Source organism: Streptomyces sp. NPDC102437, assembly GCF_044765565.1.
GTDB lineage: Bacteria > Actinomycetota > Actinomycetes > Streptomycetales > Streptomycetaceae > Streptomyces.
Map to the genome: position 1 here is coordinate 35998 of NZ_JBIWKI010000010.1, position 24600 is coordinate 60597.

Sequence of the window (24600 nt, forward strand, 5' to 3'; positions counted from 1 at the left end):
GTCAGCGCTTGGTCTTCGGGTCGAGAGCGTCGCGGACTGAGTCGCCGAGAAGGTTGAACGCAAGAACGAAGACCACCATCGTCACGCCCGGGAAGAGCATGAAGGTGATGTCGTCCTGGTAGACGTCGGCACCGCGTTGAAGCATCACGCCCCAGTCAGGCGTCTTCGCGGTCAGTCCGACACCGAGGAAAGCGAGTCCGGCCTCGGCGGTCACGAACATCGGAAGAGCGAGGGTCGCCTGGATGAGGATCGGTGTCCACAGGTTGGGCAGCAGTTCCTTGAAGATGATCCGGGCGGGCGAGGCGCCGGTCACCTTGGCGGCCTCCACGAACTCCCGCTCGCGCAGGGCCAGTACCTCGCCGCGCAGAAGTCGGGCGATGGATGCCCAGCCGAACGCGGTCATCACCAGGATCAGACTGGTGACGGTGAGCCAGATCGGGGTGGATTCCTCGGGGGAGACCAGGATCGAGATGAGTACCGGCCAGAAGGCGATGAAGAACAGCGTCGAGGGGAACGCCAGCAGGATGTCGATGACCCGGCCGATGAAGTAGTCGGTCTTCCCGCCCAGGTAACCGGCGGTCACGCCGATCGCGATGCCGAGGAAGGTCACCAGGAGCGTCGTCACGCCGGCGATGAACAACGAGTTGCGGATGCCGTAGAGGAGAAAGGTGAACAGGTCACGGCCGAGTTGTGGTTCGATCCCGAACCAGAAGTCGCTGCTGATCCCGCCGTTGGGCTTGATCGGAAAGCCGAAGTCGTTGAGCAGACCCTCTTGGTCCTGCCCGTACGTCGTGTACGGGTCCTTGCCGTAGAGCTTCGCGATCAACGGCGCGCAGACGGCGATCACGAAGAAGAAAATGACCACGTAGGCTGAAATCACGCCCGTACGGTCGCGCTTGAAGCGCAGCCAGGCCATTTTGCCTGGTGAGCGGCCGTCGCCGCCCTTGACCGCAGACGGGCCCGTTGTGGGCTTCGGCTTCGCGTCTTCCACCTCAACGGGAGCGGCGGCGTGCGGTGTTGGAATCGTCATGGCGCTCCTGGCCCGGAGGGTCGAAGGACTCCGCAGGGCAACACCTACGGGCTACCCGGACTTTTTCAACGCAATTCATGCAGGGTCAATGAATGTCCGACGCCCTTGGCACGCTCTTTTGAAATTTGACCAATTCATGACCTGAATTAGGGGGTGTCTTTGGTTCCGCTTAGCTATGGCGAAGACGTATTCCCGACTTAACGGGTGAAGTCCGGCAATGAATCCGATATGCGGGCGTGGATGTATCGGAATTCGTACGGCCGGTCGCCCGGGGTCGCGGTCGATGCGCATTCGATGCGTGGTCGTTATCGCTCCGCCGTCTGCCGGGGGTCGTGCCCGGAGCTCCTTCGGTCGCGAGGTGCCACTCGGGTGGGCTCCGGCGCGCCCGAATGGGTGGAGTAAATGTGCGGGATGTCCGTGATGCGGTGATATTTGACCGTACGTAAGACGGAGCACTACGAGGAGGAACCCCATGCGCGGAGCCACACAGGCCAGGTGGGCCGCATGTGCGGCCGTCGTCGTCCTGGCGGCGACGGCATGTGGCGGCGGGGGCAGCAGCAGTGGCGGCGGTGGCGGGGCGAACGGAGTCGTGAGCTCTTCGTGGGGTGACCCGCAGAACCCGCTGGAACCCGCGAACACCAACGAGGTGCAGGGCGGCAAGGTCCTCGACATGATCTTTCGCGGGCTCAAGCGGTACGACCCGAAGACCGGCGCGGCCGACAACATGCTCGCCGAGGAGATCGACACCAAGGACAACCAGAACTTCACGATCACCGTGAAGGACGGCTGGACCTTCAGCAACGGCGAGAGGATCACCGCCAAGTCGTTCGTGGACGCCTGGAACTACGGCGCCCTGCTGAAGAACAACCAGAAGAACGCCTACTTCTTCGGCTACATCGACGGCTACAAGGACGTCCACCCGGACACCGGCAGCTCCACCGCGAAAACCCTCTCCGGCCTCAAGGTCGTCGACGACAAGACGTTCACCGTCAAGCTGTCGCAGAAGTTCTCCCTCTGGCCGGACACCCTCGGCTACCCGGCCTTCGCCCCGCTGCCCAAGGCGTTCTACACCGACCACGCCGGCTGGGTGGCCAAGCCGATCGGCAACGGGCCGTACACCGTCGACAAGTACACCAAGGGCTCCTCGATGAGCCTGCGCAAGTGGGACAAGTACCCCGGCGGCGACAAGGCGCAGAACGGCGGCATCGACCTCAAGGTCTACACCGACAACAACACCGCCTACACGGACCTGACGGCCGGCAATCTCGACCTCGTCGACGACGTGCCCGCCTCGCAGCTGAAGAACGTCAAGGCGGACCTCGGCGACCGGTACATCAACACTCCGGCCGGCATCATCCAGACCATCGCCTTCCCCTTCTACGACAAGAAGTGGGACACCCCGAACGGCGCCAAGGTCCGACAGGGCCTGTCGATGGCGATCAACCGCCAGCAGATCACCGATCAGATCTTCCAGAAGACCCGCACCCCCGCCTCCGACTGGACCTCCCCGGTCCTCGGCGCGGACGGCGGCTTCAAGGAGGGGCTCTGCGGCGCGCCCTGCGAGTACAACGCGGCGAACGCCAAGAAGCTGATCCAGGAAGGCGGCGGCATCCCCGGCGGCCAGCTCAAGATCTCGTACAACGGCGACACCGGCTCCCACAAGGAGTGGGTCGACGCCGTCTGCAACAGCATCAACAAGGTGATGGGCAACAACAAGGCGTGCGTCGGCGCACCGGTCGGCACCTTCGCCGACTTCCGCAACCAGGTCACCCAGCAGAAGCTGACCGGTGCCTGGCGGGCCGGCTGGCAGATGGACTACCCGCTCATCCAGAACTTCCTCCAGCCCCTGTACTACACCGACGCCTCGTCCAACGACGGCAAGTGGAGCAACAAGGAGTTCGACGGGCTCGTCGACAAGGCCAACGCCGAGTCCGACCGGGCAAAGGCTGTGACGACCTTCCAGGACGCGGAGAAGGTCCTGGTCGCCCAGATGCCCGTCATCCCGCTCTGGTACCAGAACGGCAGCGCCGGCTACTCGGACCGGATCTCCAACGTGTCGCTGAACCAGTTCAGCGTCCCGGTCTACGAGCAGATCAAGGTCAAGTGACCCGTTGAGGCCGGGTGGCCGGTGCGCTCCTGGCACCGGCAACCCGGCCTGCCCGTCCCCCGACGCGTCACTCCCCAGCCCCGAGCCCCTGATCCCCGCGACCCCCGGAGCCCTGCATGGGACGTTATGTGATCCGGCGGCTGCTGCAGATGATCCCGGTCTTCTTCGGCACCACGCTGTTGATCTTCCTCATGGTGAACGTGATGGGCGACCCCATCGCGGGTCTCTGCGGCGACCGCGCGTGCGACCCCGCGACCGAGGCCCAGCTCCGCGCGGAGTTCGGCCTCGACAAGCCCGTCTGGCAGCAATACCTCACCTACATGGGCAATGTCTTCACCGGCGACTTCGGCACCGCGTTCAACGGGCAGAAGGTCACCGAGCTGATGGCCACCGCCTTCCCCATCACGATCCGGCTCACCGTCGTCGCGATCGTCTTCGAGATCGTCATCGGGATCAGCCTCGGCGTCGTCACCGGCCTGCGCCGCGGTCGCCCCGTCGACACCACCGTGCTCATCCTGACCCTGGTCGTCATCTCCATCCCGACCTTCGTCACCGGCCTGCTGCTCCAGCTCCTCCTCGGAGTCGAGTGGGGCATCATCAAACCCTCCGTCTCGCCGGAGGCCCCCTTCAACGAGCTGCTCGTGCCCGGCCTCGTCCTCGCCTCGGTCTCCCTGGCGTACGTCACCCGGCTCACCCGGACCTCCATCGCGGAGAACGCCCGCGCCGACTACGTCCGTACCGCCGTCGCCAAGGGCCTGCCCGGACGCCGCGTCGTCATCCGGCACCTGCTGCGCAACTCACTGATCCCGGTCGTCACCTTCATCGGCACCGACGTGGGCGCGCTGATGGGCGGGGCGATCGTCACGGAGCGGATCTTCAACATCCACGGCGTCGGCTTCCAGCTCTACCAGGGCATCCTGCGCCAGAACTCCCAGACCGTCGTCGGCTTCGTCACCATCCTCGTCCTCGTCTTCCTCGCGGCGAACCTGATCGTCGACCTGCTGTACGCCGTACTCGACCCGAGGATCCGCTATGCCTGAGCAGACACCGGACGAGTCGATCTCATCGGCTGGAGCGGGAGGCGTGATGGACCTCGCCCTGGAGGAGGGCACGACCCTCGAAAAGACACCCGGCGGCCCCGAGGGCACCGGCCCGGCCGAGAAGCCGCGCAGTCTGTGGTCCGACGCCTGGCGGGACCTGCGCCGCAATCCGGTCTTCATCATCTCCGCCCTGATCATCCTCTTCCTGGTGATCATCTCGATCTGGCCGTCGCTGATCGCCGACCAGGACCCGCTCAACTGCGATCTGGCCAAGGCCCAGCAGGGCTCCCAGCCCGGACACCCCTTCGGCTTCGACGGACAGGGCTGCGACGTGTACACCCGTACCGTCTACGGGGCCAGGAACTCGGTGACCGTCGGCGTCTGCGCCACCCTCGGCGTCACCCTGCTCGGCGGTGTCCTCGGCGCCCTGGCCGGGTTCTTCGGCGGCTGGTGGGACTCGATCCTCTCCCGCCTCACCGACGTCTTCTTCGGCATCCCCGTGGTCCTCGGCGGCCTGGTCTTCCTCTCCGTGGTCACCAGCTCCACCGTCTGGCCGGTGATCGGCTTCATCGTGCTGCTGGGCTGGCCGCAGATCGCCCGCATCGCCCGCGGCTCCGTGATCACCGCCAAACAGAACGACTACGTTCAGGCGGCACGGGCGCTCGGCGCCTCCAACTCGCGGATGATGCTGCGCCACATCACCCCGAACGCCATCGCGCCGGTCATCGTCGTCGCGACCATCGCGCTCGGTACGTACATCTCGCTGGAGGCGACCCTCTCGTTCCTCGGTGTCGGCCTGAAACCGCCGGCCGTCTCCTGGGGCATCGACATCTCCGCCGCCTCCCAGTACATCCGCAACGCCCCGCACATGCTGCTCTGGCCCGCCGGAGCCCTGGCGGTCACCGTGCTCGCCTTCATCATGCTCGGCGACGCGGTGCGCGACGCCCTCGACCCCAAGCTGCGCTGAGGAGCCCGCTGCCATGTTGCTCGAAGTGCGCGATCTGCACGTGGAGTTCCACACCCGCGACGGAGTGGCCAAGGCCGTCAACGGGGTCGACTACTCGGTGGCCGAGGGCGAGACGCTGGCCGTCCTCGGCGAGTCCGGTTCCGGCAAGTCGGTCACCGCCCAGGCCATCATGGGCATCCTCGACATGCCCCCGGGAAAGATCAGCGGCGGCGAGATCCTCTTCAAGGACCGCGACCTGCTGAAGATGAAGAAGGACGAACGCCGGAAGATCCGCGGCCAGGAGATGGCCATGATCTTCCAGGACGCGCTCTCCTCCCTCAACCCCGTGCTCAGCGTCGGGGAGCAGCTCGGCGAGATGTTCGTCGTGCACCGGGGGATGTCCCACAAGGACGCGAAGCTGAAGGCCGTCGAACTGATGGACCGGGTCCGCATCCCGGCGGCGAAGGAACGCGTCGGGAACTTCCCGCACCAGTTCTCCGGCGGCATGCGGCAACGCATCATGATCGCCATGGCGATGGCGCTGGAACCGTCGCTGATCATCGCGGACGAACCCACCACCGCCCTCGACGTGACCGTCCAGGCCCAGGTGATGGACCTGCTCGCCGAGCTCCAGCGCGAGCTGAACATGGGCCTGATCCTGATCACCCACGACCTGGGCGTGGTCGCGGACGTCGCCGACAAGATCGCCGTCATGTACGCGGGCCGGATCGTCGAGTCCGCCCCGGTCCACGAGATCTACCGGGCGCCCGCCCACCCGTACACCAAGGGCCTGCTCCGGTCGATCCCGCGCCTGGACCAGAAGGGCCGGGAGCTGTACGCGATCAAGGGCCTGCCGCCCAACCTGCTGCACATCCCGCCCGGCTGCGCCTTCAACCCGCGCTGCCCGATGGCCCAGGAGATCTGCCGGGGCGAGGTGCCGCCGCTGTTCGAGGTGGCCGAGCACCGCGAGAGCGCCTGCTACTTCTGGAAGGAGACGCTCGATGCACGCTGAAGCGCGCGAAGGCGGCGAACCGATCCTGGAGGTCCGCGATCTGGTCAAGCACTACCCGCTGACCCAGGGCATCCTGATCAAGAAGCAGATCGGCGCCGTCAAGGCGGTCGACGGGGTCTCCTTCGACCTCGCCGCGGGCGAGACGCTCGGCATCGTGGGGGAGTCCGGCTGCGGCAAGTCGACCGTGGCGAAGATGCTGGTCCATCTGGAACAGCCGACGGCCGGCGCGATCAAGTACAAGGGCGAGGACATCACCAAGCTGTCCGGCCGTGCCCTGAAGGCCGTGCGCCGCAACATCCAGATGGTGTTCCAGGACCCGTACACCTCGCTGAACCCGCGCATGACGGTCGGCGACATCATCGGCGAGCCGTACGAGATCCACCCCGAGGTGGCCCCGAAGGGGGAGCGGCGCCGCAAGGTGCAGGACCTGCTGGACGTCGTCGGCCTCAACCCGGAGTACATCAACCGCTATCCGCACCAGTTCTCCGGCGGCCAGCGCCAGCGCATCGGCATCGCCCGCGGTCTCGCGCTGAACCCCGAGATCATCGTCGCCGACGAACCCGTCTCCGCCCTCGACGTCTCCGTACAGGCGCAGGTCGTCAACCTGCTGGACCGGCTCCAGGCGGAGTTCGGGCTCGCCTACGTCTTCATCGCGCACGACCTGTCGATCGTCCGGCACATCTCCGACCGGGTCGGGGTGATGTATCTGGGCCGGATCGTCGAGCTCGGCTCCGACGAGCAGATCTACGACCACCCCACCCATCCGTACACCCAGGCATTGCTGTCCGCCGTCCCGGTGCCGGACCCGGCGGCCCGGGAGCACCGGGAGCGGATCATCCTGCACGGCGACGTCCCCTCGCCCGCCAACCCACCCTCCGGCTGCCGCTTCCGCACCCGGTGCTGGAAGGCGCAGGAGCGGTGCGAACTGGAGGTGCCGCTGCTGGCGGTCCCGGCCGTCTTCCGGCTGGCGGACACGCCGGCCGGGCACGACTCGGCCTGCCACTTCGCGGAGGAGAAGCAGGTGGTGCCGCCGGAGGGGCTGCTGGAGACGCCGGGGGAGATGGCGGGGAAGACGCCGGGGGAGACGGCGGAGGAGACGGCGCAGGAGGACGGTCCGCCGGAGGGTGCGGAAGGTTCGGACGGGGACAACGGGGCGGCTCCGTCCGGGTCCGCCCGGGGCGGCTGACGCGGGCGTGTCAACCCGTGGGCAACCCGGGCGTCTCACGTCCGATTTACGGACCGGCCAGCATGTCCGGGTACGGCCGTGCGGGTGCCGTGTACCGGCCGGGAGGCCATCAAGTCCTCCCGGCCGGTTGCCCGTTGACGCACCACGCCGACGAACCCCTTGTCCGGCGGGCGGGGACGGTGAAGTATCGCTCGGGTGATACTCACTCGGGGGGCAAGGGTCACGGGTGCCGTTCTCTGCGCCGTGCTCGCGTTGATCGTCGCGGGCTGGGTCCTGCGGGACGTCAGGGCGGCCGACGGCATCGAGCGGTTGTGGCACTACTGGGCCGGCTATCGCGACGCGCAGATGACGCTGAGTCCGGCCACTTCACCGTACGACGTGGTGCTGTTCGTGGTGTACGTCGCCGCGGCCGTCGCGTCCCTGCGGTCCTCGGTGGCCGCCGCCGCGCTGGTCGCCGCGGGCGTGATCACGATCGTGGTACGGCTGCCCGGACTCTGGAACATCGGCGAGCCCCGGATGGACGGCCGGTTCGTCGACGACCTCCGCACCCGCGCCCTGCTCTGCGCCTTCGCGTCGCTGGCGGCGGGCATCGCGCTGATCATCACCGCGGCGGCCGGCCGCCGGGCACCGCACGACTTCTCCGAAGGCGCCCCGGCCCGGCCGGGGCAGGGAGCGGGGGTGATCGCCTTCCTCTGCCTCGGCGCGGCGGGAGCGGTCACGATCGCCTGGGAGATCCGTCAGGCGGTGCGGATCCCGTACATCTACCCCGACTGGTTCCTGGGCGGGGACAAGATCTTCCAGGGACTGACCGACCCGCCGCCCGGCTGGTTCACGGCCGTCCTGGCGCTGCTCTGCCTGTTCGCGGGGGTGAGCGGGCTGCCGCGCGCCGTGCACGCGCGTCCGTTCGGCCTGATCGCCGCCGCGCTGTTGCTGGGCGGCGGCGGGATGGGCGTGGCCCGGTCGGTGCACGAAGAGCTGCTGGAGCACTTCGCCGATCTGCCGGTCGAGGCCCAGCTCACCGTGGGGACCGGGTTCTTCGAGGTGTTCGTCGGCGTCGTGGTGCTGCTGGCGCTGGCCCGGCCGGGCCCGGCCGCACCCCCGCCGCTGCCCGACCAGGGCTACGGACAGGGGTACGGCTATCCGCGCCCCGGCGTCTTCGGGCCGCCGCCCCCGTCCCAGCCGCCGCCCGGCTGGTGACGGGGAGGGCGACCGCTCAGCCCAGCAGCCCCAACGACCGCTTCAGGAAGTCGACCTGGAGCAGCAGCAGATTCTCCGCCACCTGCTCCTGCGGGGTCATGTGCGTCACCCCGCTGAGCGGCAGCACCTCGTGCGGGCGCCCGGCCGAGAGCAGCGCCGACGAGAACCTGAGCGAGTGCGCGACCACCACGTTGTCGTCCGCGAGGCCGTGGACGATCATCATCGGCCGCACCTGCTCGGCAGCCTCCGAGAGCCCCTCGTCGGTGATCACCGAGTTGTGCGCGTACACCTCCGGCTGCTTCGCCGGATCGCCGAGATAGCGCTCGGTGTAGTGGGTGTCGTAGAGCCGTTGGTCGGTCACCGGGGCGCCGACCACCGCCGCGTGGAAGACGTCGGGCCGGCGGGTCACGGCCAGGGCCGCCAGATATCCGCCGAACGACCAGCCGCGGATCGCGACCTTGCCGAGGTCCAGCGGGAACCGGTCCGCGAGGGCGTGCAGGGCCTCGACCTGGTCGTCCATGGAGAGCACCAGGTTGTTCTTGACCGCCTTCTCCCAGCCGGGCGAGCGCCCCGGTGTGCCCCGGCCGTCCGCGACGACGACCGCGAAGCCCTGGTTGGCGAACCACTGCGACGTCAGATGCGGATTGTGCGCGGCGACCACCCGGCGGCCGTGCGGTCCGCCGTACGGATCCATCAGTACCGGAAGCGGACCGTCCGACTCCTTGTACCCCTCGGGGAGCAGCACGGCGCACGGAATTCGCCGTGCGCCCCCCTCGGTGAGGTGGACCCGGGCGGAGAGGACCGGCTCCTGCGCATGGCTCGTCACGGTCGCGATCCGCTTGCCGTCCCGGACCACCTGAACCAGGGCCCCGGACCGGTCCAGGGAGTGGGTGACCAGCACCGTCACCCCGCCCGCGCGGACCGCCGAGTGCATCCCGGCCCCTTCGGACACTCGTTCCACACCCAGTTCGTTGACCCGGTAGACATGGGTCTCGCCGAGCTCCGGCTCGGCCGCCTCCTCACCGGCCGTGGCCGAGACCAGGATGTCCGACTCGCCGATGTCCAGCACCGCCTGGAGCTGCAACTGCGCCCCGGTCAGCAGCCGGTCGCCGACCGCGAGCACCCGCGCCCCGCCCTCGTCCGCGATCCGCACGAGCCGGCCGTCCGGCGCCCAGGCCGGCACCCCGGGGAAGATTTCCAGCCAAACCGGATCCTCGTCGGCATGCACCGTCCGCGTCGAACCGGTCTCCGGGTCCACCGCGAGGAAGAGGTGACTCTGCTGGTCGCGGGACTGCACCAGCAGCAGCGGCGCCCCCTGTGACGACCAGTGCACCTGCGCCAGATAGGGGTGGCGCGCCCGGTCCCAGACCACTTCGGTGCGTGCCCCGTCCAGGCCCATCACGAAGAGCCGCACGTCGGCGTTGGGCGTCCCGGCCGCCGGGTAGGCGACCTCGGCGGGCCTGCGGTCCGGGTGCGCGGGGTCCGCGATCCACCACCGCTGCACGGGGGCGTTGTCGACCCGGGCGACCAGCAGCCGGTCCGAATCCGGCGACCACCAGAAGCCGCGCGAGCGCTGCATCTCCTCGGCCGCGATGAACTCCGCGAGACCGTACGAGACATCGTCCCCGTCCGGCTCGGCGAGCGCCCGGTCGCCGTCGCCCTCCGCACCCACGACCCGCAGAGCACCCTTGGACACATATGCGATGTGTCGTCCGTCCGGTGACGGCCGGGGGTCGATCACCGGGCCCGGCACCGGCAGCGCGCGGGCCGTACCCGCCCGCAGTTCGGCGACGTACACCTTCCCGGAGAGCGCGAAGGCGGCCAACTCGGCCGCCGCGTCGACCGCGTAGCCGACGATCCCCGACGACCCCTCGCGGCTGCGCTCGCGCCTGGCCCGCTCCTGCGCCGACAGCCGCTCCGCCGAACCCCCCAGCAGGGCCTGGGGATCGGCGACCACGCGCTCCCGGGGGGCTCCGTCCTTCGGCAGGTCGAGGACCCACAACTGGCCCGAACGGTCCGTCCCGGAGCCCGAGCGCAGGAAGATCACCCGCTCCCCGTCGGGTGAAACGGTGAACGACCGAGGGGCGCCGAGGGTGAATCGCATCGTCCTGGCGTGCTGACGGGGAAAAGAGATCTTCTGCGAAGTCATGCACCGAACCTAGTCCCCGACCGCCCGGTCGTGCGCCCCTCGTGCTGCTGTGCCCCGATCAATGCGTTACGACGGATAGTTATGATCCGTAGCGCTCGGTGGGTATGAACCTGCTGGCTCCATGTGTGCTGCCCGTCCCGACCGTACTGATGGAGGTGAACCGCCGTGGCACTCTCGATTTCGGCGGTGGTGCTGCTGGCGATCGTCGTCTTCCTGCTGATCCGGAAATCCGGACTGAAGGGCGGACATGCGGTGGTCTGCGCACTGCTCGGTTTCTATCTCGCCAGCTCGTCGATCGCGCCGAGCATCTCGAACCTGACCACGAATGTGGCGGGCATGATCGGAAGCCTCAAGTTCTGAGGCCCGGCCCGTCGGCGGTCGGTGCGCGGTGGTCGGTGCGCGGGGTGCGGTGGTCGGTGCGGGCGTTGATCGGTGCGCCCGGCTCGTAGGGTGGTCCCCATGACGGACCATCCCGCCCGGCGCCTCCTCCTGGTGCACGCGCACCCCGACGACGAGTCGATCAACAACGGCGCCACCATGGCCAAGTACGCGGCCGAGGGTGCCCAGGTCACCCTGGTGACCTGCACGCTCGGCGAGGAGGGCGAGGTCATCCCGCCCTCACTCGCCCATCTCGCGGCCGATCGGGACGACACCCTGGGCCCGTACCGCCGGGGCGAGCTCGACGCGGCGATGAAGGAGCTGGGGGTCACCGACCACCGGCTCCTGGGCGGGCCCGGACGCTTCCGCGACTCCGGAATGATGGGCGCCGAGCAGAACCACCGCCCCGGCGCCTTCTGGGCCGCCGACGTGGACGACGCCGCCGGGCACCTGGTGGAGGTGATCCGCTCGGTGCGCCCGCAGGTCCTGGTCACCTACGACCCCGACGGCGGCTACGGACACCCCGACCACATCCAGGCCCACCGGGTCGCGATGCGCGCAGCCGAGCTCGCCGCCGATCCCGGGCACCGCACCGGGTCAGGTGCTCCGCACACCATCGCCAAGATCTACTGGAACCGGGTGCCCCGCACGGTCGCGGAGGAGGGCTTCGCCCGCCTCCGGGAGACGGCGCCGGACGCCTTCCCCTCCATCGCCGCCATCGACGACGTGCCGGGCGTGGTCGACGACGCCAGGATCACCGCGCGGATCGACGGCACGGCCCACGCCGCCGCCAAGAGCGCCGCGATGCGGGCCCACGCCACCCAGATCCTCGTGGACGGCCCTTTCTTCGCCCTCTCCAACGACCTCGGCCAGCCCCTCTTCACCGCCGAGTACTACGAGTTGGTGCGCGGCGATTCCGGAGCCCCCCGGGGGGCCCGGGAGGACGATCTGTTCGCGGGCGTGGCGGGAGCGGAGCGATGAGCGGCGGCAAGCAGCGCGCACCGCGCCCCTCGAACGCCGCCGGGGGCGGCGCGCCCACCGGCCTGGCCGCGCCCCTCGATCCCGGGCGGATCGCCGCCTATGCGGGCCTCGCCGTGCTGGGCGCGCTCGTGGGGCTCGCCGGAGCACTCGTCCAAGCCGCCTGGTTCCCCGCCGGATTGCTGCTCGCGCTGCTGGCCGCCGCCGGGCTCTTCCACGGCGGACGCCTCCTCTTCGGCACCCAGCTCGGCGCCCTGGCGCCCGCCGCGGGATGGCTGATTTCGATCGTCGTTCTGCTGGGCGGACGCCCGGAAGGCGACTATGTCTTCGGCGATGAACTGGGCCTGACTCTTTTCATGCTGGGCGGGATGGCTGTCGCTGTGATCTGTGCCACCATGTCGCGGTCGCCCCAACAGGGCGCCGACAGTGGCCGACCTGGCAAGTAATGTGCCACGTCCGATCCCGTAATGCCCCTTGTCCGTCCGGTGTCCGCGCGGCTGTTTCCCCCGGTCGCGGGGTGTGCGCCGACGGCGCCCAGTATGGTGGTTCGCGCGCCGAGCCGTCCCCTGGCCTGCGGCATGGGGGAAGTACGGGCGGCGGAGCCAATCGGGAGAACCTGCTTTGAGTCGTGAAACTGACAGTTCGTCCTCCGGGCCCCAGGGGCGCGGGGGAGCCGCGTACCCCTCGGGGACGCCGCCGTACGGATCCCGCCAGTATCCGTCGCTGCACCCCTCGCAGGATGCCCCGGCGGGGGCCCCGGAGCCTGCGGACCCGTCCCAGTCCGAGGAGCCGAGGACCGAGACGACCCTGACGACGCGTATCCGGATCAACATTCCGGGCTCGCGTCCCATCCCGCCCGTCGTCATGCGTACGCCCGTGGGTGACACCGACAACGCCGACGTCGAGCGCACCGGCAGCATTCCGCGCCCCGGTTCGCCCGCGGCGGACGGTGTGCCGGGCGCGTCCGACGCCCCGTCGGCTGCCGAGGCCCGGACCGATTCCGCGAGCGCGGAACCGGCTGCCGAGAAGCCGGCCAGGGAGAAGAGCGGCAGCGACTGGTTCGCCCCGCGCAAGGCCCCCACGAACACCTCGGTCGCCGGTGGCGGTGCGCCCGGCGGCGGTACGGAAGGTGGCGGTACGGCCGGTGGCGCCGAAGGCGTCGGAGGTGCCGGAGGTGCCGCACCCACGCCGCCCCGTGCCGATCTGCCGTACTTCTCGGACGGTCCGCAGCGCGGCGGCGACCAGGGCGCTCCCCGCTCCGACGACTTCGGGACCGGTGGCCCCGCGTCCGGCGGCTCGCGTCCGACGCCGAACCTCGGCGTGCGCACCCCCGGCCCCGCGGGACCCACCACGGGCCCGGTCACCGGCACTTCGTCCCTCACACCGAACCTCGGCGGGCCGGGCGGCCAGGGCCCCATGGGCTCCGGTCCGATGGGCTCCGGCCCCGACGGCCCGCCGCGGATGTCCGACGACACCGCGGTGCTGACGCCGCAGTTCGCGGCCCCCGCCCCGGCCGCCTCCGGTCCCGGCGGCAACGTCTCCGGTGACACGCTCACCAGCGGCATCCCCGTCGTTCCGCCGGAGTTCCGGGCGCCGTCCCTGTTCCCGGGCACGCCCGGTGCGGACGGCCCCGAAGCGGCGCCCCGCGGCCAGGCCGACCCGATGGGCACCGGACCGGCCGGACCCGGCGCCGCGTCGCCGGCTCCCGCCCCGCGCCCCGAACCGGCGTCCGCGCCCGCGAAGAAGCAGGGTCGCTCCAAGCTGGTCCTCCTCGGCGCCGGTGTCGTCCTGCTGCTCGGTGTCGCGTACGGCGCCGGGCTGCTGATGAACCACTCCGACGTGCCCAAGGGCACCACCGTCCTCGGCGTCGACATCGGCGGCGGCACGAAGGAAGAGGGCGTCACCAAGCTGGACGCCGCCCTCGGCAAGCGTGCAGCGACCCCGCTCCAGCTCTCGGTGGACGGCAGGAAGACCGAGCTCGCGCCGGACAAGGCCGGGCTCGCCCTGGACAGCCAGAAGACAGTGCGTGGGGCGGCGGGCAGCGACTACAACCCGGTCTCCGTCATCGGCTCGCTCTTCGGCGGCAAGCGCGCCGTCGACCCCGTGATCCCGGTCGACAAGGAGAAGCTCGGCGTCGCGCTGACGGACCTGGCGGGCGTCTCGGGCTCGGCCAACGACGGCACGATCAAGTTCGAGCCGGGCAAGGCCGTCGCCGTACCCGGGAAGTCGGGCAAGACGCTGGACGTCAACCAGTCGATGACCTCGGTGCGCGACGCGTACCGCGCCCAGGTGCAGACCGGCCGGACGAAGGTTGTCCAACTGCCCGTCACCACCAGCGAACCCACCATCGCCCAGGCCGAACTGGACCGGGCGATGAAGGAGTTCGCGAAGCCCGCGATGTCCGGCCTGATCACCATCAAGGCCGGCGCCAAGCAGATCCAGTTCGGCCCGGCCAGGTCGCTGCCGCAGATCCTCTCGATGGTGCCGATCGAGGGCAAGCTCGTCCCGCACTACGACAAGAAGGCCATCGACACCCTCTGCGACGGCGTCTTCGACGGCATCATGATCACCAAGGGTGACGGCAAGAAGCACCAGCTCAGCGCGGACGACGTGGCACACGCCATGCAGAGCGCACTGCTCGGCAAGACCCCTGCCGAGCGGACCGTGGTCATCGACCTCGGCGGCAACGGCTGACCGCAGCGCCCGGAGCACCGCACGCCCGCCCCCGACCGGACCCCCGGCCGGGGGCGGCGCCGTATCCGCGGTGCCCCGCCCGACGACATCGGCGTCACGGCCACGGCATGACATCCGTCATCCCGTTTCCACGACCGGCGGCCCTGCCGCGGCCACCCCCTCCTCGGCCACGCTTGACGCATGACAACGACAACCGCCGAGGCCACCGGGGCGAAGACCGCCGCGGTCCGCTTCGATCAGGTCAGCAAGGCGTACGGAGCGGTGCGCGCCGTCGACGGGCTCACCCTCGACCTGCACCCCGGCGAGACCGTGGCGCTTCTCGGACCCAACGGTGCCGGGAAGTCCTCCACCCTGGATCTGCTGCTGGGACTGCGCGCCGCCGACTCCGGATCGGTCCGGGTGTTCGACACGACCCCGCAGAACGCCATCGCCGCGGGCCGGGTCGGCGCGATGCTCCAGACCGGCGGCCTGATGGAGGACGTCACGGTCAAGGAACTGGTCGGCCTCGCCTGCGACCTGCACCCCAGGCCGTTCCCGGTGGCGGAGGTGCTGTCCCGCGCAGGCATCGCGCAGATCGCCGACCGGATGGTCAACAAGCTCTCCGGCGGCCAGGAACAGCGTGTCCGCTTCGCGCTCGCCACCGCCGGCGCCAACGACCTGATCGTCCTCGACGAGCCGACCACCGGCATGGACGTCACCGCCCGGCAGGCCTTCTGGGCCACCATGCGCGAGCAGGCCGAGCAGGGCCGTACCGTCCTGTTCGCCACCCACTACCTCGAAGAGGCCGACGCGATCGCCGACCGCGTCCTCGTCCTCCACAAGGGCCGGCTCCTCGCCGACGGGACCGCCGCCGAGATCAAGGCGAAGGCCGGGGCCCGCCGGATCTCCTTCGAGCTTCAGGGCCCGGTCGACGAGGCGGCCCTGCGCGGCCTGCCGTTCCTCGCCGCGCTCGACATCACGGGCAACCGGGTCCGGATCCAGTCGCGTGACGCCGACGCGACCGTCCACGCCGTGTACGGACTCGGCCTCTACCCGCGCGAACTCGAAGTCGCCGGACTCGGCCTGGAGCAGGCCTTCGTCGCCATCACCGAGGCCGAGGAGGCCAGGACCGCATGAATACTCTGATCAGGCTCGAAGTCACCCGCACCCTGCGGAACAAGAAGTTCATGTTCTTCTCGGTCATCTACCCCTCGGTGATCTACCTCCTCATCTCGGGCACCCAGAACACCACCGACCGGATCCCGCACACCGAGCTCACCTTCCAGGCCTTCTTCATGGTCTCGATGGCCTCCTTCGGGGCGCTGACCGCCGTCCTCATGGGCAACAGCGAACGCATCGCCAAGGAGCGCGAGAAGGGCTGGGTCCGCCAGCTGCGGCTGACCGCGCTGCCCAGCCGCGGCTACATCCTGGCGAAGATCGCCAGCGCGGCGACGGTCACCCTGCCCTGCATCGTCGTGGTCTTCCTGGTCGCCGCCGCGGTCAAGCACGTACGGGTCGAGACCTGGCAGTGGTTCGCGCTGGCCGGGGTCATCTGGGCCGGTTCGCTGGTCTTCGCGGCGCTCGGCGTCGCCATCGGCTACCTCGCCAGCGGAGACTCGGTCCGCCCGCTCACCATGATCATCTACTTCGGTCTCTCCATCCTCGGCGGCCTGTGGATGCCCAGTGCGACCTTCCCGCAGTGGCTCCAGAACATCTCCGAGTGGCTGCCCACACACGCGTACGCTTCTCTCGGCCAGGCGATCGAGATGGGCGGATCGCCGCACGCCGAGGACGTCGCCATCCTCTGCGCCTACTTCCTGGTCTTCGCGGGCGGCGCGGCCTGGCTCTACCGGAAGGACACCCTGAAGGCGTGAACGACGACGAGACGTCCGTGGGCATCGGGCGCCCGCCCAGCAACCGCAAGCAGTTCTGGATCAAACTGCTGTGGATCGGCATCTGGCTCGCGTTCATGAGCGCCCCGGTCAAGGACCTCGCCGAGGGCGACCACACGCCCTGGGCGACGGCGCTCGGCTCGCTCGGCCTGCTGACCTTCGTCGGGGCCTACCTGCTCCTGCTCTTCCGGCACACGTCCAAACCCCTGGACCGCCGGCTCGTACACACCGCGATCGCCTTCCTCGGCGCCCTCGCCCTTCTCCTCACCCTCACGCTCGGCACCTCGTGGCTGGTCCTCTTCGTGTACGTGTCGGTCTCCGTCGGCGCCACCCTGCCGCTGCGGACGGCCCGTTGGCTCATCCCCGTGGTCACGGCGGTCCTGGTCACCGTCGGCCTGAGCGGCGACCACCCCCGCGAGATCATCACCGCACTGATCTTCCCCGCGCTGCTCGGCGGATTCTCGATGACCGGGGTACGGCAGCTGATCCGTACGACGATCGAGCTGCGCGAGGCCCGCGCCACCGTCGCCCAGCTCGCCGCCAACGAGGAACGGCTCAGGCTCGCCCGCGATCTGCACGACCTGCTCGGCCACTCGCTCTCCCTGATCACGCTCAAGAGCGAGCTCGCCGGCCGGATGCTCCCCGACCACCCGGAACAGGCGGCCGCCCAGGTCGCGGACATCGAACAGGTCAGCCGCCAGGCCCTGGCGGACGTACGCAGCGCGGTCACCGGCTACCGCCGCCCGACCCTCCCCGGCGAACTCGCGGGCGCCCGCACGGCCCTGGCCGCCGCGGGCATCACCGCCGACATCCCGGCCGAGGCCCCCGACGACCTCCCCGAGAAGCCGGAGGAGGTGCTGGCCTGGGCGCTGCGGGAAGCCGTCACCAACGTCGTACGGCACAGCGGGGCCCGCCGCTGCACGGTCACCCTCGTCCCGCGCCAGACCCTGGACGGCAGACTCCTCGAACTCACCGTCCGCGACGACGGAGTCGGGCCCTCGGGCAGCAAGCCCGGCAACGGCCTCACCGGCATCGGTGAACGCCTCGCCACGGTCGACGGCACGCTGCGGACCTCGGCCGGCGACGCCGTCTCCGGTTCCGGCAAGGGCTTCACCCTGACCTTGAGTGTTCCGCTCGATTCCGGCCTAGGATCCACGGAATGAGCGTGATCAGACTTCTCCTGGCCGAGGACCAGTCCATGGTGCGCGAGGCCCTCGCGGCGCTTCTCGGCCTGGAACCCGACATCGAGGTGGTGGCCCAGGTCGCCCGCGGGGACGAGGTGCTGGCCGCCGCCCACGCACACGACATCGACGTGGCGCTCCTGGACATCGAGATGCCCGGCATGACGGGCATCGACGCGGCGGCCGCCCTGCACCGCGAACTCCCGGCCGTGAAGGTCGTCGTCGTCACCACCTTCGGCCGCCCCGGCTATCTGCGCCGGGCGATGGAGTCGGGCGCCGACGCCTTCCTGGTGAAGGACGCCCCGGCCGCCCAACTGGCCGAGGCGGTAAGGAAGGTGCTCGCCGGCGAACGCGTCATCGACCCCACCTTGGCGGCAGCGGCCCTCGCCGACGGGGCGAGCCCCCTCACCGACCGCGAACGCGACGTACTGCGCACGGCGGCCGACGGCTCCACCAACGCGGAGATCGCCGCCGCCCTCCACCTCTCGCAGGGGACGGTCCGCAACTACCTCTCCATGGCCATCCAGAAAATGGCGGCCCGCAACCGCGCGGAGGCCGTCCGCATCGCGCGCGAGAAGGGCTGGCTCTAGCGCGCCGCCGCCATCAGGCGCTGCTCGTCGAATCCGCCCGGAGCACGGCCGTCGCGAACGGCCGCTCGGCACGGCGCCATCGACCAGGTCGCTCCACCCGGAGACGAGCTGCGGCAGAGGTACCCGTTGTGGTTGAACGTGACGAGTGGCCCATGATGTGTCACGTTCTTCGCCGGGGGCAGGGCTGCCGGACCGCATGTGCGGCCCGGCCCCGTGGAGTTCTCGCTCGCCGGTCCGGGCTCAGGTAGGGAATGTGCCGAGCGGACTGTGCTGGAGCAGGTGCTTGGGCAGGTATTCGGATTCGACGTCGACAGGGAGTCCCAGACCCTGGACCGGCGCCGGGAAAGCGCTGCAGTCATGGATGCAGTCGCGGATGGATGCGGGGTCAGCCGGTGCTCGCCGCAGTGGAGAACGGGGAGAAGGGGCCGTCCAGGGCGGCCCATTGCAGGAGCAGGATGGTCTTGCCGTCGGTGATGCGCCCGTCACGGATCATGGACAGCGCCTCGGTGAAACCGAGTTCGAGCACTTCGATGTCCTCGCCGTCCTCCTCAAGGCCGCCGCCGGTTCCGGTGCGGTCGGCCGGCGTGTAGGGGGCGGCGAAGAAGTGCAGGCGCTCGGTGACCGAGCCGGGGCTCATGTAGGCGTCCAGGACATGGGCGATCGGGCCGAGCGTCACGCCGAGTTCCTCGGCGCTCTCGCGGCGGATCGCGGCGAGCGGGTCGTCGCCGTCGAGCAGCCCGGCCGCGGCCTCGATGAGCATGCCGTCCGGGTGGTCGTTGACGTAGGCCGGGTAGCGGAACTGTCGGGTGAGGAGCACCTGGCCGCGCCCGGTGTCGTACGGCAGGACGACCGCGCCGTTGCCGCGATCGTACGTCTCGCGCTGCTGGGTGTCCCAGCGTCCGTCGCGGCGCCGGTAGTCGAAGGTGGTGCGGCGCAGTACGTGCCAGCCCCGGGAGGTGAGTTCCACGTCGCGGACCACGACGTCGGGGTTGCGGTCCAGGCCGCGTCCGGCGCGGTCGAGGCCGGTGCGGCCGCGGTGGTCGGGGGCATCGATGCCGGGTCGGGCGTTCGGCTTGTCGGTCATGGCGCGCTACAGTACACGCAGAAACATGCAAGAACAGGAGAGAGTGTGCATGCTGGCTGCTGAGCGACGTGACCACCTGCTGAGTCTGCTCGCCCGTGAGGGCAAGGTCGTGGCCAAGGACGTCGCCGCGGACCTGGGCATCTCGGAGGACAGCGTGCGGCGCGACCTCCGCGACCTCGCGGGCGAGGGACTCTGCCACCGTGTCTACGGCGGAGCGCTGCCCGTCTCCCCGGCCGTGGCCGACTATGCCGCCCGGAAGACGGTCACCCCGGACGGCAAGCGGAAGGTCGCCGCGGCGGCCGCCGCGCTGGTACGGCCGGGCAGTGCCCTGATCCTGGACGGCGGCACCACGGCCCTCGCCGTCGCCCGCGCGCTCCCGCCGGTCCTGGCCTGCACCGTGATCACCCACAGCCCGACGATCGCCGTCGAACTGCTCGGCCATCCGCGGGCCGAGGTCTTCCTGCTCGGCGGCCGCGTCTTCAAGCACTCGGCGGTCGCCTGCGGTGCCGCCGCGGTGGAGGCCGCCCAGAACATCTCGGCCGACCTCTGCCTGCTCGGCGTCACCGGCGTCCACCCGGAGGCGGGGCTGACCACCGGTGACGCCGAGGAGGCCGCGATGAAGCGCGCCCTGGCCGCGCGGGCCGCGGACACCTACGTCCTCGCCTCGTCCGAGAAGATCGGCACGGCCTCACGGTTTCGCGTCCTGCCCTGGGAGGAGATCAGCGGACTGATCACCGACGCAGGCCCCCGCCACGCGGTCGTCGAGCAGCTCACGGCGCGCGGCGTGGAGGTCCTGGCAGCCGGCTGAGAGCGCGGGAGGCGGATCGGGGACTCGGCTCGTTGCGGCAGGACCGGGCGTCGATCGAGGCGTGGCTGGGCTTCGTGCGGTCGATCCAGTCCGGCTCGGTCCTGACGAGCAGGGGAAGGCTGCCCAGGATGCCGGTGATCCGACCGGTGCGCCGGTGTGCGGGGGCCTGCCGCCCCCGCACTCTTCCGCGCAGTCCGTCAGTCCGTCAGTGCGTCAGCGTCTCGCTGAAGCGGGACGGGCCGGTCGGGGCGCCGATCGTGGCGGCGCCGAACGAGACGGAGCCCTTCGCGATGATGCCGGAGGCATCCGTACCGAAGATCCACAGCGCGCCCCTGCCGCTGTTCTCCGTCGGGGCGCCGACCACCATCTCCGTGCGGCCCTTGCCGTCGTAGGCGCCCAGGGAGAGGGCCGCGCCGAACTGGTCGCCCGCCTCGGCCACCCCCGGAACCCCTGCCGTGTACTGGCCGAACTCCTTGGAGCCCGCACCGCTCACGCCGTTCGGGCCGCCCTTGAGCACGAGGACCCGGCCGGCGTCGGCGATGCCGTTGATCTTCTCGTTCGGCAGGCCCACGGCCACGTCCGGGTAGCCGTCGCCGTTCGTGTCGCCCAGCGCCAGGCTGTAGCCCATTTGGTCGTGGTACTCGGCCGTGCCCGGGACGCCTTCGGTGTCCTGGTTGATCCAGACGGGCTTGCGGCCGGTGCTCTGCCCCGTCGGGCCGCCGTACGAGATGAAGAGCGCGCCGCCCTTCTTCACGGGGGTGTCCTCGTTCGCCCACTCGCTGCCGCGCCCGATGGCGATGTCCCCGTGACCGTCCTTGTCCAGGTCGGCGATGCCCACGGCGGTGCCGCCGACGCCCGCACCGTCCGCGTCCTTGATCTCGACCGGGGCGGCGAAACCGGTGCGGCCGCCCTTCAGCAGGTACGTGTGCTGCTGCCACGGGTCGCCCGGACCGAAGCCGAGGATCACCAGGTCGCCCAAGCCGTCGCCGGTCACGTCACCCACCGCGATCTCCGAGGTGTCGAGGGCGTCCGTGCCGTCGACCGTGAAGGAGTTGATCCCGCTCCACTGGCCGGTGCGGCTGACCGGGCCGTGCAGGACGTGGCCGCCGCGCCGTACGTCGCCCACCGCGATGTCGGGGACGCCGTCGCCGTCCACGTCGCCCACATCGAGGTCGCCGGTGGCGTCCTGCTGGTCGCCGGGGACGGGCTTCAGGATCGTGACGTTCTTCGAAAGGCCGGACGCGCCACCCCAGTTGACGGCAAGCACAGTGCCCTTGTCGCCGTCCGTCGTCGTTCCCCAGAGGCGGCCGACGAGATCTGCGTAACCATCGTTGTCCAGGTCTGCGCTGCGCAGGTTCGTGCCGTAGCGCGCGTCCCCCGGGTTGTTGATGCCCGAGCGGTTCGGCCAGGTCAGCACCTGCTTGCGGGCGGAGGACAGGCCGCCGGGGCCGCCGAAGAGGACGCTCACGGCGCCCGCGCCCTCCGAGCCGCCGACGGTGGCCATGGGGGCGCCCACGGCCACGTCCGGGTAGCCGTCGCCGTTGAAGTCGTCACGCAGCCGCTTGCTGCTCGGCGCGCTCGCCGCCTGGGCGGGCGGCTGTGCCGCCGGGGCGGACGACCGTGCGGCGGCGTGGCCGACGGGAGCGGCCACGGCTCCGGCGACCAGGACGATCCCGGTCACGATCGCCAGCCGACGGCGTTGGGAAAGGACGGGCACGTCGATCAACTCCGGTGTTCGGTAAGCGAGTCGGGGCACTACGGAATCAGGTTCCGTACTGCCCCGTACGACCTCGCGGCCCGGCGGACGGTTGTGCCGCACCGTCGACGAGCGCCGGTGATCAGCCCTTCTCGAAGGTGTCCAGGTGGGCGAAGGCCACCACGTTGTCCTCGTAGTCCTTCGCGGTCTTGTTGTACGTGCCGCCACAGGTGATCAGGCGGAGCTGGGCGGTGTCGGTGTCGGCGTAGACCCGGTCGTCCGGGAACTGTGCCTTGCTGAACTGCTCGACGGAGTCGACCTTGAAGGTGGCCACCGAGCCGTCGGCGCGGGTGATGTCGACCTTGGCGCCGGGCTTGAGGTACCGCAGCTGGAGGAAGACGGCCGGACCGGTCATCGTGTCGACGTGGCCCGCCACGATCGCGGCGCCGCGCTCGCCGGGGGCGACGCCGTCCTTGTACCAGCCGACCAGGTTGTTGTCGTTGGGAGGCGGCGCGTTCAGCTGGCCGGTGGGGCCGAGGGACAGGTCGGTGAACGGCGCGTCGACGCCGATGGTCGCGATCCGCAGCCGCTTCGGGACGGAAGCCGACATCGCCGGGCCGACGGTGGCCTTGGACGAGGTGACGGGGTCGGGCGCGGCATGGGAGCCGAGGACCTCGGGGACTTCGGGAACGGCGGGCGCGACCGCTGCGGGCGGGGCCGGCGGCTTGTCGTCGACCGAGGTGCCGAAGGAGTTGTAGATGAGGACCATGCCGAGCCCGGCTGTCACGGCGGGCCACATCAGGGCGCGGCCCAGTGTGGTTCGGGGGGCAGTCCGGGTGGGGGTGGAGCCGGTCGACTGCGGGGCGGCCATGGGACGTGCCTTTCGGTCGTGCGGTGTCGAGGAGGAGAGCGGGGACGGGAGGGGGAGGGGAGGAGCCGGGCTTATCCGGGGCTTATCGGGGGGTAAAAGCAGTCGCCGCGGCCGCCGCCCCGAAGGGCAACGACCGCGACAACCGAACTGCTGGCTGGAGGGTTGGCCCGGTCAGGCCATCGCGCCACCGGTCGACTGGCGACGGCGCAGCTTGTACGCACCGACGCCGACACCGCCGAGCAGCAGCGCCGAGCCGGCGGCCAGGCCGCCACCGGTCATCGCCATGCCGCCGCCGCCGGCGTGGACGCCGCCACGGGGCCGGTCGCCGCCGCGACCGCTGTAGCCGCCCTCGTCGCCGCCACGGCCGCCGTAGCCGCCGCCGCGGCCGCCCTCGTCGCCGCCGCGACCGCCGCGACCGCCCTCGTCGCCGCCGCGACCGCCTTCGTCGCCGCCGCGACCGCCTTCGTCGCCGCCACGGCCGCCGCGACCGCCTTCGTCGCCGCCACGGCCACCCTCGTCGCCGCCACGGCCGCCGCGACCGCCTTCGTCGTCACTGGCGATCACGGAGGCCATGAAGCCGCCGCCGGCGTGGACGCCGCCACGGGGGCCATCGCCGCCACGGCCGCCGCCGCGACCGCCTTCGTCGCCGCCGCGGCCGCCGCGGTCTCCGCCACGGCCGCCTTCGTCGCCGCCGCGGCCGCCGCGGTCTCCGCCACGGCCGCCTTCGTCGCCGCCGCGACCACCCTCGTCTCCGCCGCGACCGCCTTCGTCGCCGCCGCGACCACCCTCGTCTCCGCCGCGACCGCCTTCGTCGCCGCCGCGACCGCCTTCGTCGCCGCCACGGCCGCCGCGACCGCCTTCGTCGTCACTGGCGATCACGGAGGCCATGAAGCCGCCGCCGGCGTGGACGCCGCCACGGGGGCCATCGCCGCCACGGCCGCCGTAGCCGCCGCCGCGGCCACCTTCGTCGCCGCCGCGGCCACCCTCGTCGCCGCCGCGGCCGCCGCGGTCTCCGCCGCGGCCACCCTCGTCGCCGCCGCGGTCTCCACCGCGGCCTCCCTCGTCGCCGCCGCGGCCCTCACCGCGGTCGGACTTTCCGTGGTCTTCGCCGCGCGAGGACGAGGAACCGTTGTCGTGGCCCGAGTCGCCCGACGCGACCATGGCGTAGGCGGACGGGCCGGTGATGGCGAGGACCGCTGTGACAGCGGCCGTAGCGAACAGTGTGCGGGCAGAGCGCATCTGAACACATTCCTTCCGGCGCAACTGCGAAGAGTGACTGGGTGTCGACTCATTGTGGCGCAGTGGCGACGTGATCCACCGTCAGCCGGAATGCGAATTCGCGCCAATGCAAAACGCCGCATTGGGGCTACGCCGTGGGCTCTTCGGGTGGCGTTTGGCCGATAATCACCCGTTGGACTGCACGCGGTAGCGCGTGAGGTTTGGGCGACGGGGTTCCACTCGTTTGCCGACCTGGAGCCGTCCGCCGCCCGCCCCTTGAGCTTCCTCGAATTGACGTCAACAGCGCCTGTGAGCAGGTGAGTTGAAAAAGGACACGAGCGGTGTGCCGGTCCGGACGGCGCGGCCTTTGCGGCCTGCTGGGTTGCCGTGCGTGCGCTATTGGGTCCGCGTCGGCGACGGACCCGAATCCGGCGACGCGCCGTCACGTCGACCTGCTTGCCTTCGAGTGGTAAATCGGTTGTCCGGGGTCCGGATCCCCTGCTGTACTCACCCACGGAATTCGATCGACGAAGGAGCGGGTCATGCGAGGAACTCACATGTTCA

21 protein-coding genes are annotated in these 24600 nt (G+C 70.5%); 16 read left to right on the forward strand and 5 right to left on the reverse strand.

Annotated features, from left to right (window positions below; genetic code table 11):
• Position 1: 1 nt before the first annotated feature.
• Positions 2-1030, reverse strand: a complete 1029-nt coding sequence (locus ACIRJP_RS14825; protein ID WP_404172933.1) for an ABC transporter permease — start codon at positions 1028-1030, stop codon at positions 2-4.
• Between the two features lie 472 nt (positions 1031-1502).
• Here ACIRJP_RS14825 and ACIRJP_RS14830 point away from each other — a divergent pair, with 472 nt between their 5' ends.
• From ACIRJP_RS14830 to ACIRJP_RS14855, 6 genes are all read left to right on the forward strand, one after another.
• Positions 1503-3137, forward strand: a complete 1635-nt coding sequence (locus ACIRJP_RS14830; protein ID WP_404172936.1) for an ABC transporter substrate-binding protein — start codon at positions 1503-1505, stop codon at positions 3135-3137.
• A gap of 116 nt (positions 3138-3253) precedes the next feature.
• On the forward strand, positions 3254-4177 hold the full coding sequence (locus ACIRJP_RS14835) for an ABC transporter permease (protein WP_356088619.1): 924 nt from the start codon (positions 3254-3256) through the stop codon (positions 4175-4177).
• A complete protein-coding gene (locus tag ACIRJP_RS14840; RefSeq protein ID WP_404172941.1) occupies positions 4170-5144 on the forward strand; it encodes an ABC transporter permease in 975 nt (324 codons plus the stop codon). Before ACIRJP_RS14835 ends, ACIRJP_RS14840 begins: the two co-directional genes overlap by 8 nt.
• A 13-nt stretch (positions 5145-5157) precedes the next feature.
• Positions 5158-6135, forward strand: coding sequence for an ABC transporter ATP-binding protein (locus ACIRJP_RS14845; RefSeq protein WP_356088621.1), 978 nt, complete (start codon positions 5158-5160; stop codon positions 6133-6135).
• The gene (locus tag ACIRJP_RS14850; protein ID WP_404172944.1) at positions 6125-7321 is read left to right on the forward strand and encodes an ABC transporter ATP-binding protein; all 1197 of its coding nucleotides are present in this window, start codon (positions 6125-6127) and stop codon (positions 7319-7321) included. The genes ACIRJP_RS14845 and ACIRJP_RS14850 overlap by 11 nt, the downstream gene beginning before the upstream one ends.
• A 243-nt stretch (positions 7322-7564) precedes the next feature.
• Positions 7565-8518: a hypothetical protein gene (locus ACIRJP_RS14855; RefSeq protein WP_404172947.1), complete on the forward strand. Its 954-nt coding sequence runs from the start codon at positions 7565-7567 to the stop codon at positions 8516-8518.
• Positions 8519-8534: 16 nt separating this feature from the next.
• Here ACIRJP_RS14855 and ACIRJP_RS14860 read toward each other — a convergent pair whose 3' ends face one another.
• Positions 8535-10667 carry a prolyl oligopeptidase family serine peptidase gene (locus ACIRJP_RS14860; RefSeq protein WP_404172949.1) on the reverse strand — a complete coding sequence of 711 codons (2133 nt, stop codon included), beginning with the start codon at positions 10665-10667 and terminating at the stop codon, positions 8535-8537.
• A 165-nt stretch (positions 10668-10832) separates the two neighbouring features.
• Between ACIRJP_RS14860 and ACIRJP_RS14865 the strand changes: the two genes are divergently transcribed.
• The 8 genes from ACIRJP_RS14865 to ACIRJP_RS14900 all read left to right on the forward strand — a co-directional run bounded on the left by ACIRJP_RS14865 (position 10833) and on the right by ACIRJP_RS14900 (position 18359).
• Positions 10833-11027, forward strand: a complete 195-nt coding sequence (locus tag ACIRJP_RS14865; RefSeq protein ID WP_093896879.1) for a hypothetical protein — start codon at positions 10833-10835, stop codon at positions 11025-11027.
• Positions 11028-11126: 99 nt separating this feature from the next.
• On the forward strand, positions 11127-12026 hold the full coding sequence (mshB, locus tag ACIRJP_RS14870) for an N-acetyl-1-D-myo-inositol-2-amino-2-deoxy-alpha-D-glucopyranoside deacetylase (RefSeq protein ID WP_404172952.1): 900 nt from the start codon (positions 11127-11129) through the stop codon (positions 12024-12026).
• The gene (locus ACIRJP_RS14875) at positions 12023-12469 is read left to right on the forward strand and encodes a DUF6113 family protein (protein ID WP_404172955.1); all 447 of its coding nucleotides are present in this window, start codon (positions 12023-12025) and stop codon (positions 12467-12469) included. The genes mshB and ACIRJP_RS14875 overlap by 4 nt, the downstream gene beginning before the upstream one ends.
• Positions 12470-12644: 175 nt before the next feature.
• Complete coding sequence (locus ACIRJP_RS14880; protein WP_404172958.1) at positions 12645-14717, forward strand: hypothetical protein; 2073 nt, start codon at positions 12645-12647, stop codon at positions 14715-14717.
• Positions 14718-14897: 180 nt separating this feature from the next.
• A complete protein-coding gene (locus ACIRJP_RS14885; RefSeq protein ID WP_404172961.1) occupies positions 14898-15833 on the forward strand; it encodes an ABC transporter ATP-binding protein in 936 nt (311 codons plus the stop codon).
• Entirely contained in the window at positions 15830-16570 is a 741-nt protein-coding gene (locus ACIRJP_RS14890; RefSeq protein WP_404172964.1) for an ABC transporter permease, read from the forward strand. Before ACIRJP_RS14885 ends, ACIRJP_RS14890 begins: the two co-directional genes overlap by 4 nt.
• Positions 16567-17751 carry a sensor histidine kinase gene (locus ACIRJP_RS14895; RefSeq protein ID WP_404172967.1) on the forward strand — a complete coding sequence of 395 codons (1185 nt, stop codon included), beginning with the start codon at positions 16567-16569 and terminating at the stop codon, positions 17749-17751. The genes ACIRJP_RS14890 and ACIRJP_RS14895 overlap by 4 nt, the downstream gene beginning before the upstream one ends.
• Positions 17748-18359 carry a response regulator gene (locus ACIRJP_RS14900; protein WP_404172970.1) on the forward strand — a complete coding sequence of 204 codons (612 nt, stop codon included), beginning with the start codon at positions 17748-17750 and terminating at the stop codon, positions 18357-18359. Before ACIRJP_RS14895 ends, ACIRJP_RS14900 begins: the two co-directional genes overlap by 4 nt.
• Before the next feature lie 385 nt (positions 18360-18744).
• Here ACIRJP_RS14900 and ACIRJP_RS14905 read toward each other — a convergent pair whose 3' ends face one another.
• Entirely contained in the window at positions 18745-19443 is a 699-nt protein-coding gene (locus tag ACIRJP_RS14905; RefSeq protein ID WP_404172973.1) for an NUDIX domain-containing protein, read from the reverse strand.
• A gap of 49 nt (positions 19444-19492) precedes the next feature.
• On the opposite strand from ACIRJP_RS14905, the gene ACIRJP_RS14910 reads away from it, so the two are divergent.
• Positions 19493-20251 carry a DeoR/GlpR family DNA-binding transcription regulator gene (locus ACIRJP_RS14910; RefSeq protein WP_404172976.1) on the forward strand — a complete coding sequence of 253 codons (759 nt, stop codon included), beginning with the start codon at positions 19493-19495 and terminating at the stop codon, positions 20249-20251.
• Between the two features lie 205 nt (positions 20252-20456).
• Here the strand turns inward: ACIRJP_RS14910 and ACIRJP_RS14915 are convergent, their stop codons facing one another.
• Together ACIRJP_RS14915 and ACIRJP_RS14920 are read right to left on the reverse strand one after the other, a co-directional pair.
• Positions 20457-21932 (reverse strand): VCBS repeat-containing protein, encoded by a 1476-nt coding sequence (locus tag ACIRJP_RS14915; protein ID WP_404172979.1) that lies wholly within the window; start codon positions 21930-21932, stop codon positions 20457-20459.
• A 157-nt stretch (positions 21933-22089) separates the two neighbouring features.
• Positions 22090-22818 carry a class F sortase gene (locus ACIRJP_RS14920; RefSeq protein ID WP_404172982.1) on the reverse strand — a complete coding sequence of 243 codons (729 nt, stop codon included), beginning with the start codon at positions 22816-22818 and terminating at the stop codon, positions 22090-22092.
• A 300-nt stretch (positions 22819-23118) separates the two neighbouring features.
• On the opposite strand from ACIRJP_RS14920, the gene ACIRJP_RS14925 reads away from it, so the two are divergent.
• Complete coding sequence (locus ACIRJP_RS14925; RefSeq protein WP_404172984.1) at positions 23119-24222, forward strand: hypothetical protein; 1104 nt, start codon at positions 23119-23121, stop codon at positions 24220-24222.
• Positions 24223-24600 lie beyond the last annotated feature (378 nt).